The organism is Onishia taeanensis (assembly GCF_900100755.1).
GTDB classification, from domain to species: domain Bacteria; phylum Pseudomonadota; class Gammaproteobacteria; order Pseudomonadales; family Halomonadaceae; genus Onishia; species Onishia taeanensis.
This window is the reverse complement of sequence record NZ_FNCI01000002.1, coordinates 145,957-166,944: the sequence shown is the minus strand read 5'-3', so window position 1 is coordinate 166,944 and position 20,988 is coordinate 145,957. Positions and strand designations below refer to the sequence as shown.

General features: G+C 65.7%; 15 protein-coding genes. 4 read left to right on the top strand and 11 right to left on the bottom strand.

Annotated elements, in window-relative coordinates:
* The 5 genes from BLR71_RS03275 to BLR71_RS03255 form a co-directional block, all read right to left on the bottom strand.
* Positions 1-1,581 carry a cytochrome ubiquinol oxidase subunit I gene (locus tag BLR71_RS03275; protein WP_092523093.1) on the bottom strand — a complete coding sequence of 527 codons (1,581 nt, stop codon included), beginning with the start codon at positions 1,579-1,581 and terminating at the stop codon, positions 1-3.
* Between the two features lie 132 nt (positions 1,582-1,713).
* Positions 1,714-3,507, bottom strand: coding sequence for a thiol reductant ABC exporter subunit CydC (gene cydC / locus BLR71_RS03270; protein WP_092523091.1), 1,794 nt, complete (start codon positions 3,505-3,507; stop codon positions 1,714-1,716).
* Complete coding sequence (gene cydD, locus BLR71_RS03265; protein ID WP_217629308.1) at positions 3,507-5,249, bottom strand: thiol reductant ABC exporter subunit CydD; 1,743 nt, start codon at positions 5,247-5,249, stop codon at positions 3,507-3,509. Before cydD ends, cydC begins: the two co-directional genes overlap by 1 nt.
* Before the next feature lie 391 nt (positions 5,250-5,640).
* Complete coding sequence (locus tag BLR71_RS03260) at positions 5,641-7,545, bottom strand: PhoX family protein (RefSeq protein WP_092523562.1); 1,905 nt, start codon at positions 7,543-7,545, stop codon at positions 5,641-5,643.
* A 189-nt stretch (positions 7,546-7,734) separates the two neighbouring features.
* A complete protein-coding gene (locus BLR71_RS03255; RefSeq protein ID WP_092523087.1) occupies positions 7,735-8,676 on the bottom strand; it encodes a LysR family transcriptional regulator in 942 nt (313 codons plus the stop codon).
* Positions 8,677-8,772: 96 nt separating this feature from the next.
* Between BLR71_RS03255 and BLR71_RS03250 the strand changes: the two genes are divergently transcribed.
* Both BLR71_RS03250 and BLR71_RS03245 read left to right on the top strand, forming a co-directional pair.
* A complete protein-coding gene (locus BLR71_RS03250; RefSeq protein WP_217629307.1) occupies positions 8,773-9,927 on the top strand; it encodes a TauD/TfdA family dioxygenase in 1,155 nt (384 codons plus the stop codon).
* Positions 9,924-10,511 (top strand): HD domain-containing protein, encoded by a 588-nt coding sequence (locus BLR71_RS03245; RefSeq protein WP_092523083.1) that lies wholly within the window; start codon positions 9,924-9,926, stop codon positions 10,509-10,511. The genes BLR71_RS03250 and BLR71_RS03245 overlap by 4 nt, the downstream gene beginning before the upstream one ends.
* A 113-nt stretch (positions 10,512-10,624) precedes the next feature.
* On the opposite strand, the gene BLR71_RS03240 is transcribed toward BLR71_RS03245, so the two are convergent.
* Positions 10,625-12,190 carry a DHA2 family efflux MFS transporter permease subunit gene (locus BLR71_RS03240; protein WP_245696324.1) on the bottom strand — a complete coding sequence of 522 codons (1,566 nt, stop codon included), beginning with the start codon at positions 12,188-12,190 and terminating at the stop codon, positions 10,625-10,627.
* Positions 12,187-13,404 (bottom strand): HlyD family secretion protein, encoded by a 1,218-nt coding sequence (locus tag BLR71_RS03235; protein ID WP_092523081.1) that lies wholly within the window; start codon positions 13,402-13,404, stop codon positions 12,187-12,189. The genes BLR71_RS03240 and BLR71_RS03235 overlap by 4 nt, the downstream gene beginning before the upstream one ends.
* Before the next feature lie 197 nt (positions 13,405-13,601).
* Here BLR71_RS03235 and BLR71_RS03230 point away from each other — a divergent pair, with 197 nt between their 5' ends.
* Complete coding sequence (locus BLR71_RS03230) at positions 13,602-14,267, top strand: TetR/AcrR family transcriptional regulator (protein ID WP_092523079.1); 666 nt, start codon at positions 13,602-13,604, stop codon at positions 14,265-14,267.
* Between the two features lie 27 nt (positions 14,268-14,294).
* Here the strand turns inward: BLR71_RS03230 and BLR71_RS03225 are convergent, their stop codons facing one another.
* A complete protein-coding gene (locus BLR71_RS03225) occupies positions 14,295-15,023 on the bottom strand; it encodes a response regulator (RefSeq protein ID WP_092523077.1) in 729 nt (242 codons plus the stop codon).
* Positions 15,020-16,669: a DcuS/MalK family sensor histidine kinase gene (dcuS, locus tag BLR71_RS03220; RefSeq protein WP_092523075.1), complete on the bottom strand. Its 1,650-nt coding sequence runs from the start codon at positions 16,667-16,669 to the stop codon at positions 15,020-15,022. The genes BLR71_RS03225 and dcuS overlap by 4 nt, the downstream gene beginning before the upstream one ends.
* 324 nt (positions 16,670-16,993) lie before the next feature.
* Here dcuS and BLR71_RS03215 point away from each other — a divergent pair, with 324 nt between their 5' ends.
* A complete protein-coding gene (locus tag BLR71_RS03215; protein ID WP_092523073.1) occupies positions 16,994-18,298 on the top strand; it encodes a 2-hydroxycarboxylate transporter family protein in 1,305 nt (434 codons plus the stop codon).
* A 256-nt stretch (positions 18,299-18,554) separates the two neighbouring features.
* On the opposite strand, the gene BLR71_RS03210 is transcribed toward BLR71_RS03215, so the two are convergent.
* Both BLR71_RS03210 and ligA read right to left on the bottom strand, forming a co-directional pair.
* The gene (locus tag BLR71_RS03210) at positions 18,555-18,818 is read right to left on the bottom strand and encodes a YheU family protein (protein WP_092523071.1); all 264 of its coding nucleotides are present in this window, start codon (positions 18,816-18,818) and stop codon (positions 18,555-18,557) included.
* A complete protein-coding gene (gene ligA / locus BLR71_RS03205) occupies positions 18,815-20,905 on the bottom strand; it encodes an NAD-dependent DNA ligase LigA (RefSeq protein WP_092523069.1) in 2,091 nt (696 codons plus the stop codon). Before ligA ends, BLR71_RS03210 begins: the two co-directional genes overlap by 4 nt.
* Positions 20,906-20,988: the final 83 nt, after the last annotated feature.

Sequence of the window (20,988 nt, the reverse complement as noted above, 5' to 3'; positions counted from 1 at the left end):
TTAGGCCTCGCTCCACTGGGATGAATGACGTTGGGTCGGTTCGGTTTGCGGCACGTGCGTGTCTTCGCTCGGCCCCAGGCGAATGAATTTCACCATCAGGTACATCTCGATGACGATGAACAGGGTGTAGAGCAGTACGAAGCCGACCAGCGAGAAGATCATGTAACCGACGCTGTGGGTGGAAGCGGACAACCAGGTCGGCAGTTGACCGTAGACCGTCCACGGCTGGCGGCCCAGCTCGGCAACGATCCAGCCGGCCTCGTTGGCGATGAAGGGCACCGGAATCATCCACGGCGCCAGGCGCAGGAACCAGTTATGGCGATGCAGGGTGTTGCGCAGCGAGTAGATGACCGCGAGGATCAGGAAGGCCATCATCAGGAAGGCCGTCACCACCATGACACGGAATGACCAGAACACCGGCGCCACGGGCGGAATGGTATCGGCCGCCGCCTTGGCGATCTGGGCATCGGTGGCCTGGGAGACATCCTCGACGTAGCGCTGGACCAGCAGCGCGTAGCCCAGGTTGTCCTGATGGGCTTCGAAGGTGGCGCGCGCCTCGGCATCGTCGGGGTTCTCACGCAGGGTCTGCAGCGCGGTCAGCGCCGGAATACCATCGCGGATCTTCGCCTCGGCATCGACTTCCAGGTCGCTTACACCGGGAATCGACTCGTCGAAGGTATGGGTGACCAGCGGGGTGAGCAGATAGGGCACCTGCAGCTCGAAGTCGTTGCGCTTCTCCTCCTGGTTGGGCCAGGCGATCAGATTGAAGCCAGCAGGCGCCTCGGCGGTCTCCCACAGCCCTTCCATGGCAGCCAGTTTGGTGGGCTGGGCGCTGCCGTTGATGAAGCCCAGGGCGTCACCCAGCGAGATCACGCCGACCGTGGCGAACACGCCGAACAGCGCGGCGACCCGGAAGGAGCGCTTGGCCAGCTCGATATGACGGCGACGCAGCAGGTAGAAGGAACTGATGCCCACCACGAAGATCGCCGCTGTCACGTAACCGGCGATGCTGGTATGCACGAACTTGGCCTGTGCCTCCGGGCTGAAGATCAGGTCAGGCAGGCTGGTCAGCTCCATGCGCATGGTGTCGGGGTTGAACACCGAGCCGACGGGGTTCTGCATGTAGCCGTTGGCGACCAGAATCCACAGTGCCGAGAGGTTGGACCCCAGCGCCACCATGTAGGTCACCAGCAGGTGCTTGCCGCGGGATAGCTTGCCCCAGCCGAACAGCATCAGGCCGACGAAAGTCGACTCGAGGAAGAACGCCATCAGGCCCTCGATGGCCAGCGGTGCACCGAAGATGTCGCCGACGAAGTGCGAGTAGGTCGACCAGTTGGTGCCGAACTCGAACTCCATGGTCAGCCCGGTGGCCACGCCCAGGGCGAAGTTAATGGCGAATAGCTTCGACCAGAAATGCGTCATCTGGCGATAGATATCGCGCCCGGTGATGACGTAGATGGTCTCCATCGTCGCCAGCAGGACCGACAGGCCCAGCGTGAGTGGCACGAAGAGATAATGGTACAACGCCGTCGCCGCGAACTGAGTCCGCGACAACTCGATGACGGTGTCTAGTTCTTGCATGGCGGAAGTGCTCTCTGTGATCCCTGCTGAGAAACCGGCGCCGGATGCGAGACGCAAGCGAGACCGGGGAAAGATACACAATCAGGGTAAACCAATGCCCGGTCTGGCTTTTTGACCTGCATCAAGGGCGGCTCAAGAGGAGAGTTCGGCAGGCCGCGGCGGGGTGTCGCAGGCGCTTTCATCGTCACTGCTGGTGCCTGAAAGCCCACCGCCGGCCAGGCGCCGGTAGTCGGTGCAGTCGCGTGCAAGAGTGGCATGATCGCCCTCGGCCAACAGGCGGCCGCGCTCGAGCATCAGCACCCGGTCGACCTCGCGTACCCAGGCCATGTGGTGACTGATCAGCAGCAGGGTGCGCCCGGCGAGATAGCCGTCGAGGTTGCGCCACAGCCGAGCCGCGGTGGCGTTGTCCAGCCCCTCGCAGGGCTCGTCGAGGATCAACAGTGGCGCGTCGCGCAGCAGCGCCCGGGCGATGCCCAGCCGGCGAATCTGGCCACCGGACAGCTTGAGCCCCTCCTCGCCCACCAGGGTGTCGTAGCCCTCGGGCAGTGCCAGGATCTCGTCATGCAGGCAGGCCAGCCGCGCGGCCTCGATCATCGCGTCCTCGCCGGCCTCGGGGGCGCCGATCAGCAGGTTGTCGCGCACCGAGGCGTGGAACAGATAGACCTTCTGCGGCACATAGGCGATGCGGGCGCGCAGGTCCTCGCTGCGATAATCGCCGATCGGCCGGCCATCCCAGTGAAGCGTGCCGCGCTCGGCTTCGACCAGCCGCAGCAGCAGCTGGGCGACGGTACTCTTGCCGGCGCCGCTGGGCCCGACCAGGGCGACCCGCTCGCCGGGCGCGATGGCCAGATCGAGGCCATCGAGCGCCGCCGCTCCCTCAGGCGCATGGCGCACGCCGACACCCACGAAGCGCAGCGCGTCATTGGCCGGCGCCTCAACCGGCGCTTCGGGCTCGGTCACCCCCGGACGCAGCGCCTCGAAGGCACGCAGCCGGCGCGTTGCCGCGCGCATCTGGCCCAGCGCCTGCCAGGCCCCGGGCAACTGGGCCACGGCCTCGAAGCAGCCCATCGCCAGCAGCACCACCGGCGCGAAGTCCACCGCCGCCACCCCCGGTGACTGCAGCAGCGGCACCATCAACCAGGCGGTGGCCAGCACCGCCAGATGAGTGAAGACCAGCACCCCGGCCTGAGACAGCCCCGAGAGCCGCGACAGCCGCGCCTGACAGGCGATCCAGCGCCGCCCCAGCTCATCCACCCGGCGCCGGCGTTCGTCGAAGGCACCGAACACCGTCAGCTCGCCCAGACCCTCGACGGCATCGACCACCTCGGCCTTGAGCGCCGCGCCGATCTCGACCGCCTCGGTCCCTGGGCGCCGCCCCAGCCGTTCGACCAGCGCCGGCAATAAGGCCCCCGCCGCCAGCAGCAGCGCCAGATCGACCAGCGCCACCGCCGGGCTGTAGACGGCGAGCACGGCCACCGCCCCAGTCACGCAGACCAGCGCCACCACCGCAGGCGTCAGCAGCCGCAGATAGACGCTATCCAGGGTGTCGATGTCGGCACGGATGCGCGCCAGCAGGTCGCCGCTGCGCAGGCCCTGCAACTGCAGCGGCGAGAGCGGCTCCACCTGGCGGTAGAACCACACCCGCAGGCCGGTGAGCAGTCGCAGCGTGGCGTCGTGGCTGACCAGTCGCTCGAAGTAGCGCCCGACGGTGCGGGTGATCGCCAGGCCGCGAATCAACGCCGCCGGGGTGAAGTAGTTGAAGTCCGCCGCGACCAGCCCCGCCGCTGCCATGCTGGCCAGAAACCAGCCCGATACGGCGAGCAGTGCCATATTGGCGGAAACGGTCACCACGCTGAGCAGAATGCCCAGCGCGAAGTAACCGAGATAGGGACGGGCCAGGGTCAGCCACCAGCGCAGATCGCCCATCACAGTGCCTCCCCGGTAGCGCCCGAGACCAGCCGGGCATAGAGCCCGCCAGCGGCGAGCAGTTCGTCGTGGCTACCCTGCTCGCGGACGCGCCCGTCCTCGAGCACCACGATGCGATCAGCGTGGCGCACGGTGTCCAGCCGATGGGCGATGACGACCAGGCTGCGCCCCTTGCCCAACGCCTTCAGGGCCTTGACCAGGGCGCGCTCGTTGTCGGCATCGAGATGGGCGCTGACCTCGTCGGCGACCACAAAGCTGGCGTTGCGCACCAGTGCCCGGGCGATTGCCAGACGCTGCGCCTCGCCGCCGGAGAGGCGAACACCGCGCTCACCGAGCGGGGTATCGAGCCCCTGGGGCAGGCTCGCGACGAACTCCCGCGCCTGGGCCTGCTCGAGCGCACGCCACAGCGTGGCGTCATCGACGTTCTGCTCAAGGCAGAGGTTGTCGCGCACCGTGCCGAAGAATAGCCGTGGCTGCTGCGGCACCCAGGCCAGCGACTCGCGCCAGGCGGTGATGTCGATCTCGTCCAGGGCCACGCCATCGACGCTGACCGCGCCACGGTCGGGGCGCAGCAGGCCCAGCAGAATCAGCGCCAGGGTGCTCTTGCCGGCCCCCGAGGGGCCGACCACCGCCACCGTCTCGCCCGGGGCGATACACAGCGAGACGTCATCGAGCGCCGGCTTGCGCGGCGCCTGTGCCTTGTCGGCGGTGGCATCATCATCGCTGGCGACGTCGTCGGCGGGATATGTGTAGCCGAGCCCGGCCAGCTCGACCCGCGGCACCTGTCCCGCGCCGAGACCGTCGCGCCGCGTGCCGGTCCACTCGAGGGTCGGCGCGTCGAGCAGCTCGACGATGCGCTCAGCGGCTCCGAGGGCTTCCATGCGCGCGTGATAGACCCCGCCCATGTTGCGCAGCGGCAGATAGAACTCCGGCGCCAGCAGCAGCACCAGAAAGCCCGACTCGAAGTCCAGCTCGCCCCACAGCAGCCGGAAACCGATCAGCACCGCGACCAGGGCGATGCTCACGGTGGCCAGAAATTCCAGCACCAGCGACGAGACGAAGGCCAGGCGCAGCACCTTGAGCGTGCTGGTGCGGTACTCGTCGGAGAGCCGTTCGATCAGCCGCGCCTCGCGTCGGCCCAGGTTGAAGACCTTGAGGGTGGTCAGCCCCTGCAGGGCATCGAGGAAGTGCCCGGAGAGCTGGCCCATGCGCCGCCACTGGCGCTGGTTGAGCTTCTCCGCGCCCTTGCCGATGAAGATCATGAACACCGGGATCAGCGGCGCGGTGACCATCAGGATCAGCGCCGAGACCCAGTCGATGGGCAGGATCACCGCCAGGATCGCCAGCGGGATCAGCGCGGCAAGCGCCGTCTGCGGCAAGTAGCGTGCGTAGTAGGCTTCGAGATGCTCGACGCCGTCGGTGACGGTGTTGACCACGTCACCGGTCTGGGCGCCGCGCTGCCAGACCAGCCCCAGCGCCTGCAACTGGCGCATCAGGCGCTCGCGCACCGCGAGCTTGACGGTGCTCGCCGCGCTGAATGCGAAGTGTTCGACGGCGTAGGTCAGCCCGCCGCGCAGTACAAGGATCGCCAGCATGGCGGCGAAGGCCGGCCACAGCGTGGCCAGCGGCGCCTGCTTAAAGATCGCGCCGTCGGCGACATGGGCAAGCAGCATCGCCTGGACGATAAGCAGCACGCCGCTGGCGAGCCCCAGGCCAATGGCCCAGGTGACGGGCGTGCGCACGCGGCGGCTTTCCTGCTTAAGCCAGCCGAGAGGTTTGGTCGTAGTGGTTTGCATCGTAGAACCGGAGTCAGGGAGTCAGTCTCGTTATGGGACGCGACATGCCCTCGGGCGCACCGCCGTCCATTTCGAGCCCAGTCTACGCGTTGCGGTTTTCCATCCTTTGACCTGCATCAACATGGTTCACGATCCATCACCTAGAGGGCCGCGCTCAGGTGCTACGGCGCACGGTGGCGACGCGCGACCCGCTAATGGCGAGAAGCGGGAAACTCGGTTAGGGATCTTTGGATGGTGCGGGGGATGCAGGATGCCTAGGCCGGCGCGTTCGAAGGGCGCCGGCCTAGGCGATGCGGAAGGCAGGGACGCCGCGGCGGCGTCCCGGTGAGGCGTGTGCTCAGCTCAGCTTGGGCATGCCGGTGATATAACCCACGGCAGCGCCGTAGCGGTCCTTGAAGTTGGCGCGCACGTAGGGATCCAGGGTATCGCGGACCTTGTCGTGCAGGGGGCTATCCCAGTCGCCCGGGTGCTGGAAGTTGCTCATGATGTAGGTCCAGCCATTGATCGCATCGACGGCCTGCAGCCCGGTGGACTCGGCGCCGGCCGGGCAGGACAGCAGACGCGTCAGCTCACCGCTGTCGACGTTGTAGGCCCACAGGAAGTTGTTGACGTGATTGCCGCTGTCTTCGCCAATGAACAGGGTGCGCAGCGCCTCGGAGTACTTGATGTTGTCGGGGTTGGCAATGCGTTCGGCATGCGCCGTGTTGCCCAGCGCATCGGCCTCGGCCAGGTCCTCACCGATGAGGTTGGCCGGCGCCGCCATGTGCACCGACATCCACTCACTGTCGATGGGCTGGCCATCGCTGTCCTTCTGTCCGCCGCGCAGGGTGTGCTCGTAAACCGCGCCGGCGACCGGCCCTTCGACATGGATATCGCTGCTGCCGTCGGTCATCGTCTTGTAGACGTAGGACATGGCCGAGTAGGCCTTCTTGTCGGCGGCATTGACGGTGGTGCCTTCCATCTTGGTAAAGCCCATCGAGGCGCCCATCAGAGCCGCGTAGCGGTGAGTCTCGAGGAAGGCGGCGGCCTTTTCCATGCCCGGCTTCAGCTTGACCCAGTTGACCTTGCCGCTGAAGGGAATGCGCGTGAAGCCGTCGTCGTTGGGATCCTCGGTGCGGATGTCCATGATGTCCGCCGCCTGGATGCCGTCGTCGATCATGGCCTTGATCTCGTCACTGCTGGCGTGGCCCAGACGAATCCAGCTGATATCCCCGGCGCCGGGCCCTTTGCCCGAGACCTGGGTCCACTTGCCCACGTACAGGGTGCCGGACGACAGATCCCGCGGCTTATCGGCGACGAGCACGAACAGGCCACCGTTGGTGGCGTCATCGCCCATCAGCACGGTGCGCTCGTCCGGCATCACCTGAATCAGCTCATGGGAGATGCGACCCATGTTGTAGTGCTTGACGAGGGTGCCGCTGCCGTCGGGGTTCACGGTCACTTCCGGCAGGTGGCCGTAGTCGTAGGGGTTGCCGCGACTCTCGTCGCCGAACAGGTGCCGGCAGAAGCTCTTGAAGGTGTCGTCCGGCGCTGCGGCATCCGGCTCGTATTCTTCGCTCGACAGGTGGGTGCCCCAGGGCGACAGGCTGGCACCGCAGGTGATCCACAGGCCGTTGACCGCCGAGGTATCGACGTTGTGGTATTTGACCAGTGACAGCTCGCCGGTTTCTGGGTTCTGATCAAGCGTCAGTACCGCGATCGGCGAGGGCAGCTGGCCGTACATCCCTTCTTCGGCACCGTTGCGGGTGGTGTACTCGAACTGCACCACGGCGAACACCGGGTTGCCATACACACCCTCGACCTGGGCGTTCTCGACCGTCAGCAGGCTGGTGCCATCCGGGCAGTCGGAGAAGAACTGACGATTGCCGGCGGTGGGATCCAGGATCGGCTGGTTATCGATATCGTAATAGCCGCCGGCGACCACCGTATCGCCCTTGCCGTCGGGCACGCGGTCACCGGTGATGAAGAAGGGGTGATAGGCCAGCTTGACCTGACGGCTGGTGCCGTCGCTCATCTTCAGCTGCATGGCCGAGCCGATGGTGGTGGTCGCCATCGCTGCCGGATTGCTCAACGAAGGCGCTGCCATGGGCAGGAACTTGACGGACGTCACCGTCGCCTTGCTCTCGGCGAAGGCGGCGGTGCTGGCGCCCAGGCTGGCAAGGCCTCCGGCGAGAGGCAGCAGGGGGGCTCCCGCCATGAAGCCGAGGAGACGGCGGCGATTAGTGTCGACGGACTGAGTCATGGAAACATCCTTGGTCATCAAGCGGATCGAGATCATCACGGATAGAGGTCATGTCGAACGGCGACGCCTTCGCCTCGCGGCGAGCACCAACGCCGTTGACCGGCACCATGGATAGTCTCTCGATTTGATGACAGTTCCGTGTCCGCTGGATGCAACCGCCATGACAGATTCAAGACCGAGGCCGGGCCTTCACCCCCGTTGTGCATCCCCGGCCCGGGCGGGATCGCGGCCGATTTCCGCCGTGACCCAGCGCATGATCTCGCCGATCAGGGCACTGTGGGCATAGCGGGTGCGCAGGATATAGCCGTGGCTCTCGCGGCGAACCGGCGGCGCCAGCGGTATCAGGCTACCGTCCTCGAGCGCATCCTGGACCAGCAGGTCCCAACCCAGGGCAATGCCCTTGCCGGCCTGGGCCGCATTGATCAGCAGCGGATAGTTGTTGTACTTGAAGACGGCTCCCCGCTCTTCATAGGGATCCTCATAGGGCACCCCGGCCAGGGCGCTCCACTCCCGCCAGTCGAGCCAGCGCGAATTGCGCTCATCCATATGCAGAAGCGGTAGCGCCGACCAGCGCGGCGGGGTGTCGCCCTCGAGCAGGCCATGCTGGGCGGCGAAGGCGGGGCTACAGACCGGGAACACCTCTTCCGGGGTGAAGATATCGTTCTGTTCGCTATCCCGGTCGCAGTGAATGGCGATATCGGCGCGGTGGTCCTGATCGTCCCGGTCGACGGCCAGCACCTCGATATCCACCTGCGGAAAGGCCGCCTCGAGCCTCGAGAGCCTGGGCAACAGCCAGAGATGCGCGAAGCCGAAGTTGGCAGCAATCAGCACCCGCTGGCGGGTCGAGCACGCGCGGGCCCTGAGCGTGTGAACGGCACTGTCGATGCGGTTGAGCGCCGGGGCGATGTCATCATAGAAACGCAGCGCCTCACGGGTCGGCGCGAGGCCGCCGCCACTGCGCTCGAAGAGCACCAGCCCTACCTGGCTCTCCAGTCCGCGAATGCGCTGGGAGATCGCCGGCTGGGTGGCACCGAGCGCCTTGGCAGCGGCGGTCAGCGAGCCCAGGCGAATAGCGGCTTCAAAGGCGATGAGTGCCTTGAGGCTAGGCAATGACTCGTCGATTTGGGCCATAAGGCAACTCTATGGGATGCATAAGATGGGCGCGCCTACCCGGCATTTTCGCGATGCGTAAAATGCCAGCCCACACGTTCCGTCAGAGCCGAGATGATGTCAGAACCCGCTTTTCACGTCCAAGAATCCCCCGCCAAGGTCTTCGCCACGAACGCCGCTGGCACGCGCATCGAGCTGCCGGCCCTGTGGCTTCGCGAACGTTGCCAGGAGCCGGAGAGCCTGGACGCCGCCACCCAGCAGCGCCTGTTCAACCCGCACAACCTGGATGAGGACCTGACGCTGGTAGAAGCCAAGCTTATGGGCGACCAGGAGGTACGCCTGAGCTTCAGCGACGGCCATAGCGGGCGCTATGATCTGCGCCATTTCGTCGATGACTTCGATGATGACGACGGCCTGCCGGCTCCGCGGCTGTGGGACAGCAGCATCGATTTCGCCAGCATCACCAGAGACTGGGACAAGATCGACGATCACGACTACTTCCGCGACACCCTCGAGGCCTACCTGCAACATGGCGTGATCATTCTCAAGAATGTGCCGACCGACGGCGGCCATCTGGTCGATGTTGGCGAAACCTTTGGCCACGTTCGCTCGACCAACTTCGGCAAATACTTCGAGGTCTGCTCGCGCCCCGAGTCCAATGATCTGGCTTATCGCAGCGTGCCCCTGGCACCGCATACCGACAACCCCTATCGCGACCCGGTGCCCGGCATCCAACTGCTGCACTGCCTGACCAACGAGACCACCGGCGGCCTGTCGACGCTGGTCGACAGCCTGGCCGTCGCCGATCAACTGCGCACCGAGGACCCGGAGGGCTATCGCCTGCTGTCGACCGTACCGGTACGCTTTCGCTTCATCGACGATGGGGTCGAGCTGATCGAGCGCCGGCCGATGATCCACCTCGACGCCATGGGCAAGATGGACGGCGTGCACTACAGCCCGCGCCTGGACTACCTGCCGCTGATGGATGAGCAGAGCACCAAGGCCTTTCATCGTGCCCGGCGCCGCCTCGGCGAGCTGTTCGCCCACCCGGACTATCAGATCCAGTTTGCGCTGGGCGATGGCGAGCTGATGATGTTCGACAACAACCGGGTGCTGCACGGCCGCACCGCCTACGATCAGAACGAAGGCTTCCGCCACCTGCAGGGCTGCTACATCGACCGCGACGGCCCCACCGGCCACTTCCGGGCGATGGTCAAGCAGGCGCGCGCCTTTCAAGCCACCGTTTCAACCGAGAGCGTGACTGCCGCATGAATACCGTAACGTTCACCCAGATGAAGGATGGCACCAGGGACGAGTACCTGATGCTCGGCGAGCTCGAGGACCGCTTCGTCGAGGGCCTGCCCGAGCGTATCCTCGAGGCGCTGAAGGCGCTCGAGAACACCCTCTCCGGCTACCGGGTCTCGCGGCTCGATCATGTGCTGCAGTCCGCCACCCGTGCCGAGGAAGACGGTGAAGACGAGGAAATGATCGTGGCGGCGCTGATCCACGACCTCGGCGACGACCTGGCCCCCCACAATCACTCGCAGTATGCCGCGTCCATCATCCGCCCCTATGTGCGGGCCGAGGTGACCTGGATCATCGAGCACCACGGGCTCTTCCAGAACTACTACTACATTCACCACTTCGGCGGTGATCCGCTGGAGCGCGACCGCTATCAGGACCATCCCTGGTATCAGCGCTGCGTCGACTTCTGCGAGCGCTGGGACCAGGCCTCCTTCGACCCGGACTACCCTACCCGGCCGCTGGAGCACTTCGCGCCCATGGTCCGGCGCATCTTCAGCCGCCCGGCCTTCGACCCGGCGTATGTCGGCGACGAAAGCGTTCGCCACCTGTAAGGCACCGATAACGCGCCCTGCCCCTCGATACCGGCAGGTTATAAAAACGACGCGGCCCCTGCTGAGGCAGGGGCCGCGTTTGCATGGGAAGCGTCAACGAACGCCTTGGCGGGTCAGGCCTGCAGGCGGCGCAGCAGAAATACCAGCGGCACGCTGAACACGTAGATCAGCCCCATCCAGGTGAAGATGTCGTTGAAGGCCAGCACCTGGGCCTGCTGGGAGACCCGCTGCACCAGCATGCCGACGGCGGCGTGGTAGGCATCGGGCACCGAGCCTGCGAGCATCGCCTCGTACTTGGCGATTTCCGCCACCACCACCTCGCGGCCGGTATCGATGGCCGGGATCAGCTGGTTCCAGTGGTAGTCCTCGCGGATGTCACGCACCGTATCGAGCAGCGCCAGCCCCATGGCGCCACCGAGGTTGCGCATCACGTTGAAGAGCCCGCTGGCGTTGCCCACCTCGTCGGGCGGCAGGGTGCCCAGGGCAATGCGCGAGGCCGGGATGATGCACATGATCAGCCCCATGCCGCGCACGATCTGCGGCACGCAAAACTGCCAGAATCCGGACTCCACGGTGAGGTTGGCGTTCATCATGGTACCCACGCCGACCAGCGCAAGGCCAAAGAACAGCAGCACCCGCAGGTCAATGTGATTGGAGGCCTGGCCCACAATCGGCGCGCACAGGAACATCGTCAGCCCGGTGACGAACATCACCTCGCCGATCTGCAGGCTCGAGTAGCCGCGCACATAGCCGAAGAACAGCGGCATGATGTAGACCAGCCCGTAGAGGGCGATGCCGATGATGAAGCCCATCCCGGCGCCGATCGCGAAGTTGCGGTTGGCGAAGGCGCGCAGATCGACGATCGGATGATCGCTTCTCAGGGTGCGGGCAAAGAACCACACCCCGGCGACCAGGCAAGTCAGGCTGAAGATGATGATGCGGTCGCTGGCGAACCAGTCATCCCCCGGGCCCTCTTCGAGCACGAACTCCAGCGAACCCAGAAACACCGCGATCAGCACCAGGCCGATCAGGTCGAGATTGCGCGCCACCGCGTGGTTGGGCTTGTCGATATCGAGAAAGCTCCAGGCGGCCCAGCACACCAGCACGCCCGGAATCACGTTGGCCAGGAACAGCCAGTGCCAGCTCATCGTCTCGGTGATATAGCCGCCTACGGTGGGGCCGATGGAGGGCGCCATGGTTACCACCATGCCGATTACCGCCTGCACGCTGCCCATCACCCGGCGGGGAAAGATCGAGAAGCTTACCGCCTGGGTGATCGGGATCATCGCCCCGCCCATGAAGCCCTGGATGGCGCGCAGTACGATGAGCTGCTCGATGGAGGTGGCCAAGGCACAGCCGAGGCTTGCCAGCGTGAAACCGGCGCAGGACAGCGTGAAGGCCACCCGCGTCGAGAGGATACGCATCAGCATGCCCGACAGCGGGATCATGACGATTTCGGCGATCAGATAGGAGGTCTGTACCCAGGAGATCTCATCTTCGCTGGCCGAGAGCCCCGACTGAATTTCATTGAGCGAGCTGGCGACGATCTGGATGTCCAGGATCGCCATGAACATGCCGAACACCGCGGCGATGAAGCCGATGCGCTGCCGCCAGGGCGGCATGTCGCTGACCGGCGCCGCCGGAGCGGGAGCGGCCGCGCTGCCGGCACCTTTACTCACGAGCCGGCCTGATCGTCAGAAGGCGTGGTGGCCGCCTTGGCCACGTCATCGTCGGACGCCTGGTGGTCATTGCCGGGGTCCAGATCGCGGGTGTCCACCGCCGGCACCGCCGACAGCCCGGAACGCAAGCGGTCGAGCGATTCGACGGGGCCGGTGATGCGAATCTTGACCGGCACCCGCTGCACGATCTTGTTGAAGTTGCCGGTGGCATTGTCCTGGGGCAGCAGGCTGAACTCGGTGCCGGTAGCCGGTGACAGGCTGTCGACAACGCCCTCGAAGGTGATGTCCGGATAGGCATCCAGGCTCACCTCGGCCGGCTGGCCAACGCGAATCCGCTCGAGCTGGGTTTCCTTGTAGTTGGCCGCCACATAGGCCGACTCAATGGGCACCAGCTGCAAGAGCGTCAGCGACGGCTGCGCCAGGGTGCCGGCCTCGACCTGCAGATTGCCGACGATGCCGTCGCGGGGAGCAAGGATGCGCGTCTTGTCGAGCTGATGGCGGGCATAGTCGAGATCCGCCTTGGCGGCATCGAAGTTGGCCTCGGCGCGGGTCACGTCGCTCTCGGCGACCGCTAGCTGGCGCTTGGCCGAGACCACCGCTGCACGGCTCTTGGCCAGATTGGCCTCAGCGACCCGCAGCGCCGCCTGGTCGTCTTCGCGCTGCTGGCGTGACCCATAATTGTTGGCGGCAAGCGACGAGGAGCGCTCAAGATGCTGGCGAGCCTGCTCGACATCCGCCAGGGAGGCCTCGATTTGAGCATTGGCCTGATCAATGGAGGCCTGCTGCAGCTCGACCTGGCGCCGGGACTGAACGATCGAGGCCGCCGCGACCGCCTGCTGGGCCTCGGCCTGGCTCACCTGGTCGCGATAGCTCTCGGCGTCCAGGCGCACCAGCAAATCGCCCTTCGTGACCGTCTGGTTGTCGTCCACGGCCACCTCGGCGACCCGCCCCGACAGCTCGGCGCGCACGGCCACGCTGTCGGTGTGCACATAGGCATTGTCGGTCTCTTCGATGAAACGCCCGACCTGCCACCAGTGCAGGCCCCACCAACCAAGTGCCACCAGGGCGATGAGGCCCACCAGCACGGCCAGAATCTTGCGGCTCGATTTCCCGCTGGTTCGGGCCTCTGCGGCCGTGGCCGGCCCCTCGCTCTGGTTAGCGACCGAACCTTCGCCCAGGTCCGAGGTGCTATCCTGATTGCCATCCGCTGTCATGGCCACTCCTCAATGCATGTCGTCCCGACGGGCTTCTGTGGGAAGTCGGTTTTTCGGGAGGGAAGCCCTACAGTGTAATGAATGCTACACTACATGACCACCGCGGAATGCCTTGCGCCACGGGCAGGTTCCGCCAGCGCCGACCTCTTAGCCGTGGCCGCTCTAGATGCCGCAGATATGCCGCGACAGGAATATGAATGCCCCGCTCAGCCCCTTCCGACCCCAACGACCCGCAAAAGACCGATGCCCGCCCTACCCCGCGCGGGATAGCGCGGCGCGAACGCCTGCTGGATGCCGCCCGGGATGTCTTTCTCGAGCAAGGCTATGCCGGCGCCAGCGTCAACGAGGTGGTGGCCCGCGCCGGCGGCTCACTGGCGACGCTCTACAAGCAGTTCGGCAACAAGGAAGGGCTGTTCACCGCGGCCATGGAACGCCATATCTCCAACGCCTGGGAGGTGCTAGAGGCGGGACGACGCAGTCGCCAGGCGCCCGAGCAGGTGCTGTACGAGCTTGGCCGTCGCATGCTGGCGCTGGTGTTCGAGCCGGGAGTGATTCGCCTGGTACGCGGCCTGGCCTTCGAGGCCGAGCGGACGCCCGAACTCGGCGAGCTGTTCCTCACCCGTGGCCCCGACCAGACCCGCCAGGCGCTCGCCACCTATCTAAGCGACCAGGTCGACAGTGGCCGCCTAGACCTTGAAAACCCGCGCGAAGCCGCCGGGATGTTCATGGGCATGCTGCTCGGTGAATGGCACATCGATGCCCTGCTGGGCCGCGACCTGCGACTCGATGAGGCCGCGTGCGATGCCCGGGCGAAGCGCTGCGCGGCGATCTTTCTCTCCGGCGTCAGTCGTTCATCGCCCTGAGGCCGTCACTCGCGCTGCCTTCCAGGCTCACCCTGATGCGGCCAGGGCATCCAGCGCCTGGTGGTCGAGGCAGCGATAGCTGAACGAGGGACGGCCCACCTGACCGTAATGGAACGACTCCTCGAGAATGCCGGTCTCGGCCAGGTGCTTTAAGTACTTGCGCAGCGAGACCCTCGACATTCCGGTGGCCGGCGCCAGCGCTTCGGTGGCGAACTGAGCATCGCCCTGTGCGGTGATCGCCCGCGCCACCTGGGCAAGGGTAGGCGCGGTGAGTCCCTTGGGCAGGTCATCGGGATGGCGTATCGGCCCCGACCCCGAGCGGCCAAACAGACGGTCCAGGTCGCGTTGAGAGGCCTCGGCGGGCAGGTGACGCAGCGAATCCCGGGCGGCGACGCAGGCGCTTACCGCATCCCGGAAACGCTCGAACTCGAAGGGTTTGACCAGAAAGTCCCTAACACCGAGCTTTCGCGCCTGGCGCACCGTCTCGACCTCCGAGGCCGCGGTAATCAGAATGACGTCGATATCGCGCCCCTGGCGCTGTAACTGGCGCACGATGTCCAGTCCGCTGCGCTCCCGCAGGTAGACATCCAGCAGCACCAGATCGATACCGCCCTGCTCCAGTACATCCAGCGCCGAGGGTACATCGCGGCACTGGGCCGCCAGGGTGACGTGGTCCAGGCGGTTGAGGTACTCGAGATTCAGGCGCATCACCATGGGATCGTCCTCGACGATCAGCACACGGATGGGATCGCTCATGGTGCCTCCTGTCGGGAAACGTCAGGTGATGAAGGGGCATCGGTTGCCGCTGCATAGGGTAGCGCGACTTCGATCAGCGTGCCCTGCCCTTCGCTACTGTAGAGCGACAGCACGCCCTGATGGGCCTCGACTCGCTCCCGGGCCAGGGCAAGCCCCAAGCCGCGCCCCTGCCCCTTGGTGGAAAGCCCCCGCTCGAAGACCCGCGCCTGAAGCGCCGGCGCAATACCGGGCCCGGTGTCCTGAATCTCGAGGGTCAGCCAGTCGTGTTGATAATCAAGGGTCAGGCTCACCCGGCGCTCTTCGCTGCTCGCCAGCGCCTCGAAGGCATTTTCCAACAGGTTGCCGATCACCGTCACCAGGGTGTGGCCCATCTCAGGATCGGCAGCCACCGGCAGCGGCTGCTCGGCCGAGAGCGTCAGGGTGATATCGCGCTCGCGGGCCTCGCTGCGCTTGCCGAGCAGAAAGCCGGCTAGCACCGGGTCTCGAATCGCCTCGTTGAGGCCGTCGGATACCACCCGTTGGCCATCGTTGAGCTCGCGCAGATAGCGCTTGAGGGCGACCAGGTCACCGAGGGCCGCCAGGCCGGTGATCACGTGCAGGCGATTCTTGAAGTCATGGGTGGTGGCGCGTAGCGCCTCGGCGTAACGGCGCACGCCGGTCAGTTCCTCGGCCAGCCGATGCACGTCGGTCTTGTCGCGCAGGGTCGCCACGGCACCGATCATCCGGCCGCGATGGTGGATGGGCACCCGGTTGGCCAGCAATACCTGATCATTGATCGCCACCTGTTGATCGAGGGACGGTCGGTCTTCGGCCAGCACCTCCAGCATGCCGGCCTCGGGCAGATAATCGGCAAGCGGTATGCCCGGCTGCGGCGCTTTAAGTCCCGCTCGCTGCAGCAGCCGCCGGGCGGCCTGATTGACCAGCGTGATGCGCCCCTCGGCATCGACGGCCAGAATTCCCTCATGCACCGAGCTCAGCATCGCCTGCCGCTCTTCGACCAATTGCGCGATCTGGTAAGGCTCGAGCCCCAGCAAGACCCGCTTGATATAGCGCGCCAGTAGGCCCGCCCCCAGGGCGGCGGCCAACATCAGCGCCAGCACGCCCAGCACGATCTGATGACGGTGGGCTTCAAGGGTCGGCAGCAGCGAGGACATGGTCACGCCGACCGCCACCGCTCCGATCACCTCGCCGTCACCGCCAAGCACCGGTGCAAAACCGCGGATACTGGTGCCCAGGGTGCCCTTGGAGCGTGACGCATAGCGCTCGCCCTCGAGGGCCGGCCCCTCATCACCGCCCTGAAAGAAGTGCCCGATACGCGACGGATCGGGGTGGGTCAGGCGCCGCGCGGTCTCGGTCATCACCACGATGAAATCGACGCCCAGCTCTTGGCGCAGCCGCTCGATGGAGGCCTGGAGCGGGCCTGGCGCCAGGCTGGCGTCATCGCGCCGCCTGGCCAGTGCCGAGCGCACGTCGGCCCTGCCCGCCACCACCTGAGCCAGGTCGGTCACGCGAGTGGACTGCGCCTGCTCCAGGGCGCTTCGCTGCTGCCCCATGAACAGCCACAGCGCCAGGCCTAGCGACAGCACGATCATCACCGCCACCAGCAGCGAAATCAGGGCACTCAGGCTAAGGCGAGGTCTGCTCATGGCGATCTCCGGTCGGCGTGCGCCGCCACCGGACCAGTGCACTGTTTTCCCCGCCAGGCGCGACAGGGCCAAATTGCGACCTTGGTGGCATTCCCTGTCTGCGCTTGCTGAATCAACACGCCCACCTCGACTTTCATTAGTTTCAAAACGCTTTGTTAATTTTGCAAAGCTTGGCGCCACGCCAGGGCGACTTATCCTCGGCCTACCCCTTGGCAAGAAGTGCCGACTACCTCTCAAGGGACACCCCATTGACGACGCTGCCTGGCCCCGCTCAGGCACTATGATGCCGCCCTCGCATGCTACCTGGCGGCCTGGAGGATATACATGAGCTACGCCACCGAATCCGCGACTGGGATGCCGAGCAGTCGCTCCGCACTGCCGCGCATCTTCGGCCTACCGATGGGGGCCTTCGCCCTGATCGCCGGCGTAATGATCGTCGCCCTGGCCACCGACACCCTGCCTACCGGCATGATCGGCGCCTTTCTGGTGCTGATGGTATGCGGCGAGCTGACGGGCTTCATCGGCGACCGGCTGCCGATCATCAAGACCTACCTGGGCGGCGGCGCCATTCTTTCGATCTTCGGTGCCGCCACCCTGGTCTATCTCGGCTGGCTGCCAAGCGATGTAGTCGACAACGTCACCGGCTTCATGAAGAGCGGCGGCTTTCTGAATTTCTACATCGCGGCGCTGATCACCGGCAGCATCCTTGGCATGGACTCCAAGGTGCTGGTCAAGGTCGGCTCGCGCTTCGCCCTGCCGCTGATCTGTGCGGTGCTGTTTGCCGGCCTGTTCGCCATGGCCGTCGGCGCCCTGCTGGGCTTCTCGCCCCAGGATGCCCTGGTGGTCATCACCCTGCCGATCATGGGCGGCGGCATGGGCGCCGGCGCGGTGCCGATGAGCCAGATCTACGAGCAGCTACTGGGTCAGCCGGCCAGCTACTACATCTCGATTCTGGTGCCGGCCCTGGCGCTGGGCAACGTCTTCGCCATCATCATCGCCGGGCTGCTCAACGGCTTGGCCAATCGCTTCCCCAACCTGACCGGCAACGGCCAGATGATGCCGGGCGTCGAGATCGAAGATCGCAAGAGCGTATTCGACCCGTCTACGCTGGGCATCGGCCTGGTGGTGGCGCTGACCTTCTTCACCACCGGCGAGATTCTCGGCGATTTCATCCCGCTGCATCCCTATGCCCTGATGATCGTGCTGGTGGCGCTGTTCAAAGTGTTCAACCTGGTGCCGGAACGCATCAACGAGGCGGCCTCGCAGTGGTTCCAATTCGTGGCCAAGAACTGGACCTTCGCGCTGCTGTTCGGCATCGGTATCGCCTACACCGACCTTGGCCAGGTGATCGACGCCATTTCCCTGACCTACGTGCTGATCGTGCTGGCCGTGGTCGCCGGTGCCGCCTTCGGCGCGGGCATCGTCGGCAAGCTGGTGGGCTTCTACCCCATCGAGTCGGCGATCACCGCCGGGCTGTGCATGGCCAACATGGGCGGCACCGGTGACGTGGCGGTGCTGTCCGCGGCACGCCGCATGTCGCTGATGCCCTTCGCGCAGATCTCTTCACGGCTGGGCGGCGCACTGATTCTGCTGATCTCCAGTGCCCTGGTGCCAATGCTGGCAGGCTGAGCGAGGCTCGTCTTACGGCGGGCCTACAAAGCCACACACGGGCAACGACATCTGCCTAATGACCAACTCGTAATGCCGCCCTTGCAATGACAGAGGCCCCGCCAAGCGGGGCCGCTGTCGTTTGCGGGCCTCAAGATGCGAGAGCGGGTCCTTGCGAAGCTCTGTCGATCAACTCTCTAGCCCTCTCTAGAGCACCACTCTCAACCAGCCCTCTCAACCAGCCCTCTCGACCAGTCCTATCGCTCGAGAACCGGGCTCAATCCTCTTCATCGTCGGCGATATCCCGCCCGAAGGCACGCCACTGGGCCAGCGTCATCACCTCGGTGAGCTCGGTCTGCAGGTCATGGGCGATCAGCAGCTCGCCGCGCTCGAGCTGGCCCTTGAGCTCGCCGGTCCAGCCGCGCATGCCCTCGCCGGTATCGGTGGTGTCATAGCCCTGGCGGGTCACGAAGGCCTCAAGCAGGGAATCGAGCGTCTCGCCGGGCAACATGCGATAGGGGACTTCCACGAAACGGCTCATTGCGTCTCCTCTTGATGGTCGGCGTCGCTTTCAGCGCCCATGGATTCACCGCGCTCCCAGGCGGCCAGGCGGGTCAGGAACTCGTCCTCATCGATCACCGGCACGCCGAGATCCGTCGCCTTGGTGAGCTTGCTGCCGGCGGCCTCACCGGCCACCAGGCAGGCCGTCTTCTTCGACACGCTGCCGGCGACCTTGGCGCCCAGCGCCTGCAGACGCGCCTTGCCCTCGTCGCGGGTCAGGTTCTCGAGAGTGCCGGTCAGCACCCAGGTCTCTCCCGCCAGCGGCTGAGGCCGCTCGATTACCGCCTCTTCCTGCCAGGTGAGGCCCTGCGCGATCAGCGCCTCGATGGTCTCCCGGTTGTGGGGCTGGCGAAAGAAGGTATGCAGATGGGCGGCGACGATCGGCCCCACGTCGTCCACGGCCTCGAGATCCGCCTGCTCGGCGGCCATCAAGGCGTCTAGGGTGCCGAAGTGGCGGGCCAGGTTGTTGGCGGTGGCCTCGCCGACCTCGCGGATGCCCAGCGCATAGATGAAGCGCGCAAGCGTAGTCTGTTTGGCTTTCTCCAGCGCCGCGACCAGGTTGGCCGCCGACTTCTCGCCCATCCGCGGCAGGCCGGCCAGCGCCTCGGCGCTCAGGGTGAAGAGATCCGCCGGGCTCTTCACCCAGTCGAGCTCGACCAGCGCATCGATCAGCTTCACGCCGAGCCCTTCGATATCCAGGGCGCGACGGCTGGCGAAGTGCTTGAGCGCCTCCTTGCGCTGGGCCGGGCAGTAGAGCCCACCGGAGCAGCGCGCCACGGCCTCGCCTTCAAGCCGCTCGATCTGCGAGTCACAGACCGGGCAGCACTCGGGGAAGACGATCTCGCGGGCATCCGCGGGGCGCTCTTCCTCGATCACCCTCACCACCTGGGGGATGACGTCGCCGGCGCGGCGAATGCTGACCCGATCACCGATCATCACGCCGAGGCGGGCGATCTCGTCCTGGTTATGCAGGGTGGCATTGGAGACGGTCACGCCGGCCACCGAGACCGGCGCCAGCCGCGCCACCGGGGTGATGGCACCGGTACGCCCGACCTGAAACTCGACGTCCTCGAGGGTGGTGACCTGTTCCTGGGCGGGAAACTTGAAGGCAATCGCCCAGCGCGGCGCCCGGGCCACGAACCCCAGCTCGCGCTGCAGACGCAGGTCATCGACCTTGATCACCGCGCCGTCGATATCATAGCCAAGGCCGTCACGCTTCTCGCCGAGGCGTCGGCAGTAGTCGATGATGCCTTTAGCCCCCTGGACGACGTCAAGCTCAGCGCTAACGCGAAAGCCCCAGTCACGCAGCAGGGCCATCTGCTCGCTATGGGTAGGCGTATCGATATCGGCCACACTGACCGTTCCCTGGACGAGCTGATAGGCGCTGAACTCCAGGGGCCTTTTGTCGGTGATGCGCGGGTCGAGCTGGCGCAGGCTGCCGGCGGCAGCGTTGCGGGGGTTGGCAAACACCTTGGTGCCCTCCTCCCGGGCCTTGTCATTCATGGCCTCGAAGTCGGCGTGACGCATGGTCACCTCGCCACGCACTTCCAGGCGCTCCGGCCATTCCTTGCCACGCAGCCTGAGCGGGATCGACTTCAGTGTCTTGAGATTGGAGGTGATGCCCTCGCCGGTGCGGCCGTCGCCCCGGGTCACACCTCGGGTCAGCTCGCCATGCTCGAAGACCAGCGACACGGCGGCGCCATCGAGCTTGGGCTCGCAGCAGAAAGACAGCGACTCGGGCGTGACCTCCAGACGGTCGGCGACCCGACGCACGAAATCGGCCAGCTCCTCCTCGTCGAAGGCGTTGTTGAGCGACAGCATGGGAACGTCATGCATCACCTCGGGAAAGCCATCGGCCGGGGCGGCGCCGACACGCTGGGTCGGCGAGTCCGGGGTCACCAGGGTCGGGTACTCGGCCTCGATCTCCTGCAGACGGCGCAGTTTAAGATCGTAGTCCGCGTCGGTCAGTTGCGGCTCGTCGAGCACATAGTAGCGATAGTTGGCGTCATCGAGGGCGGCACGCAGCTCGGCCACCTCGTCGCGGATCTTGGTATCAGGCTGGCTCATGAAGGGGTGGCATCACGTCTAGGAAGCAAACGGACATTGTAGCGGCGGCGGGTCCCAAACGACACGGCGGCTACTAAACGACA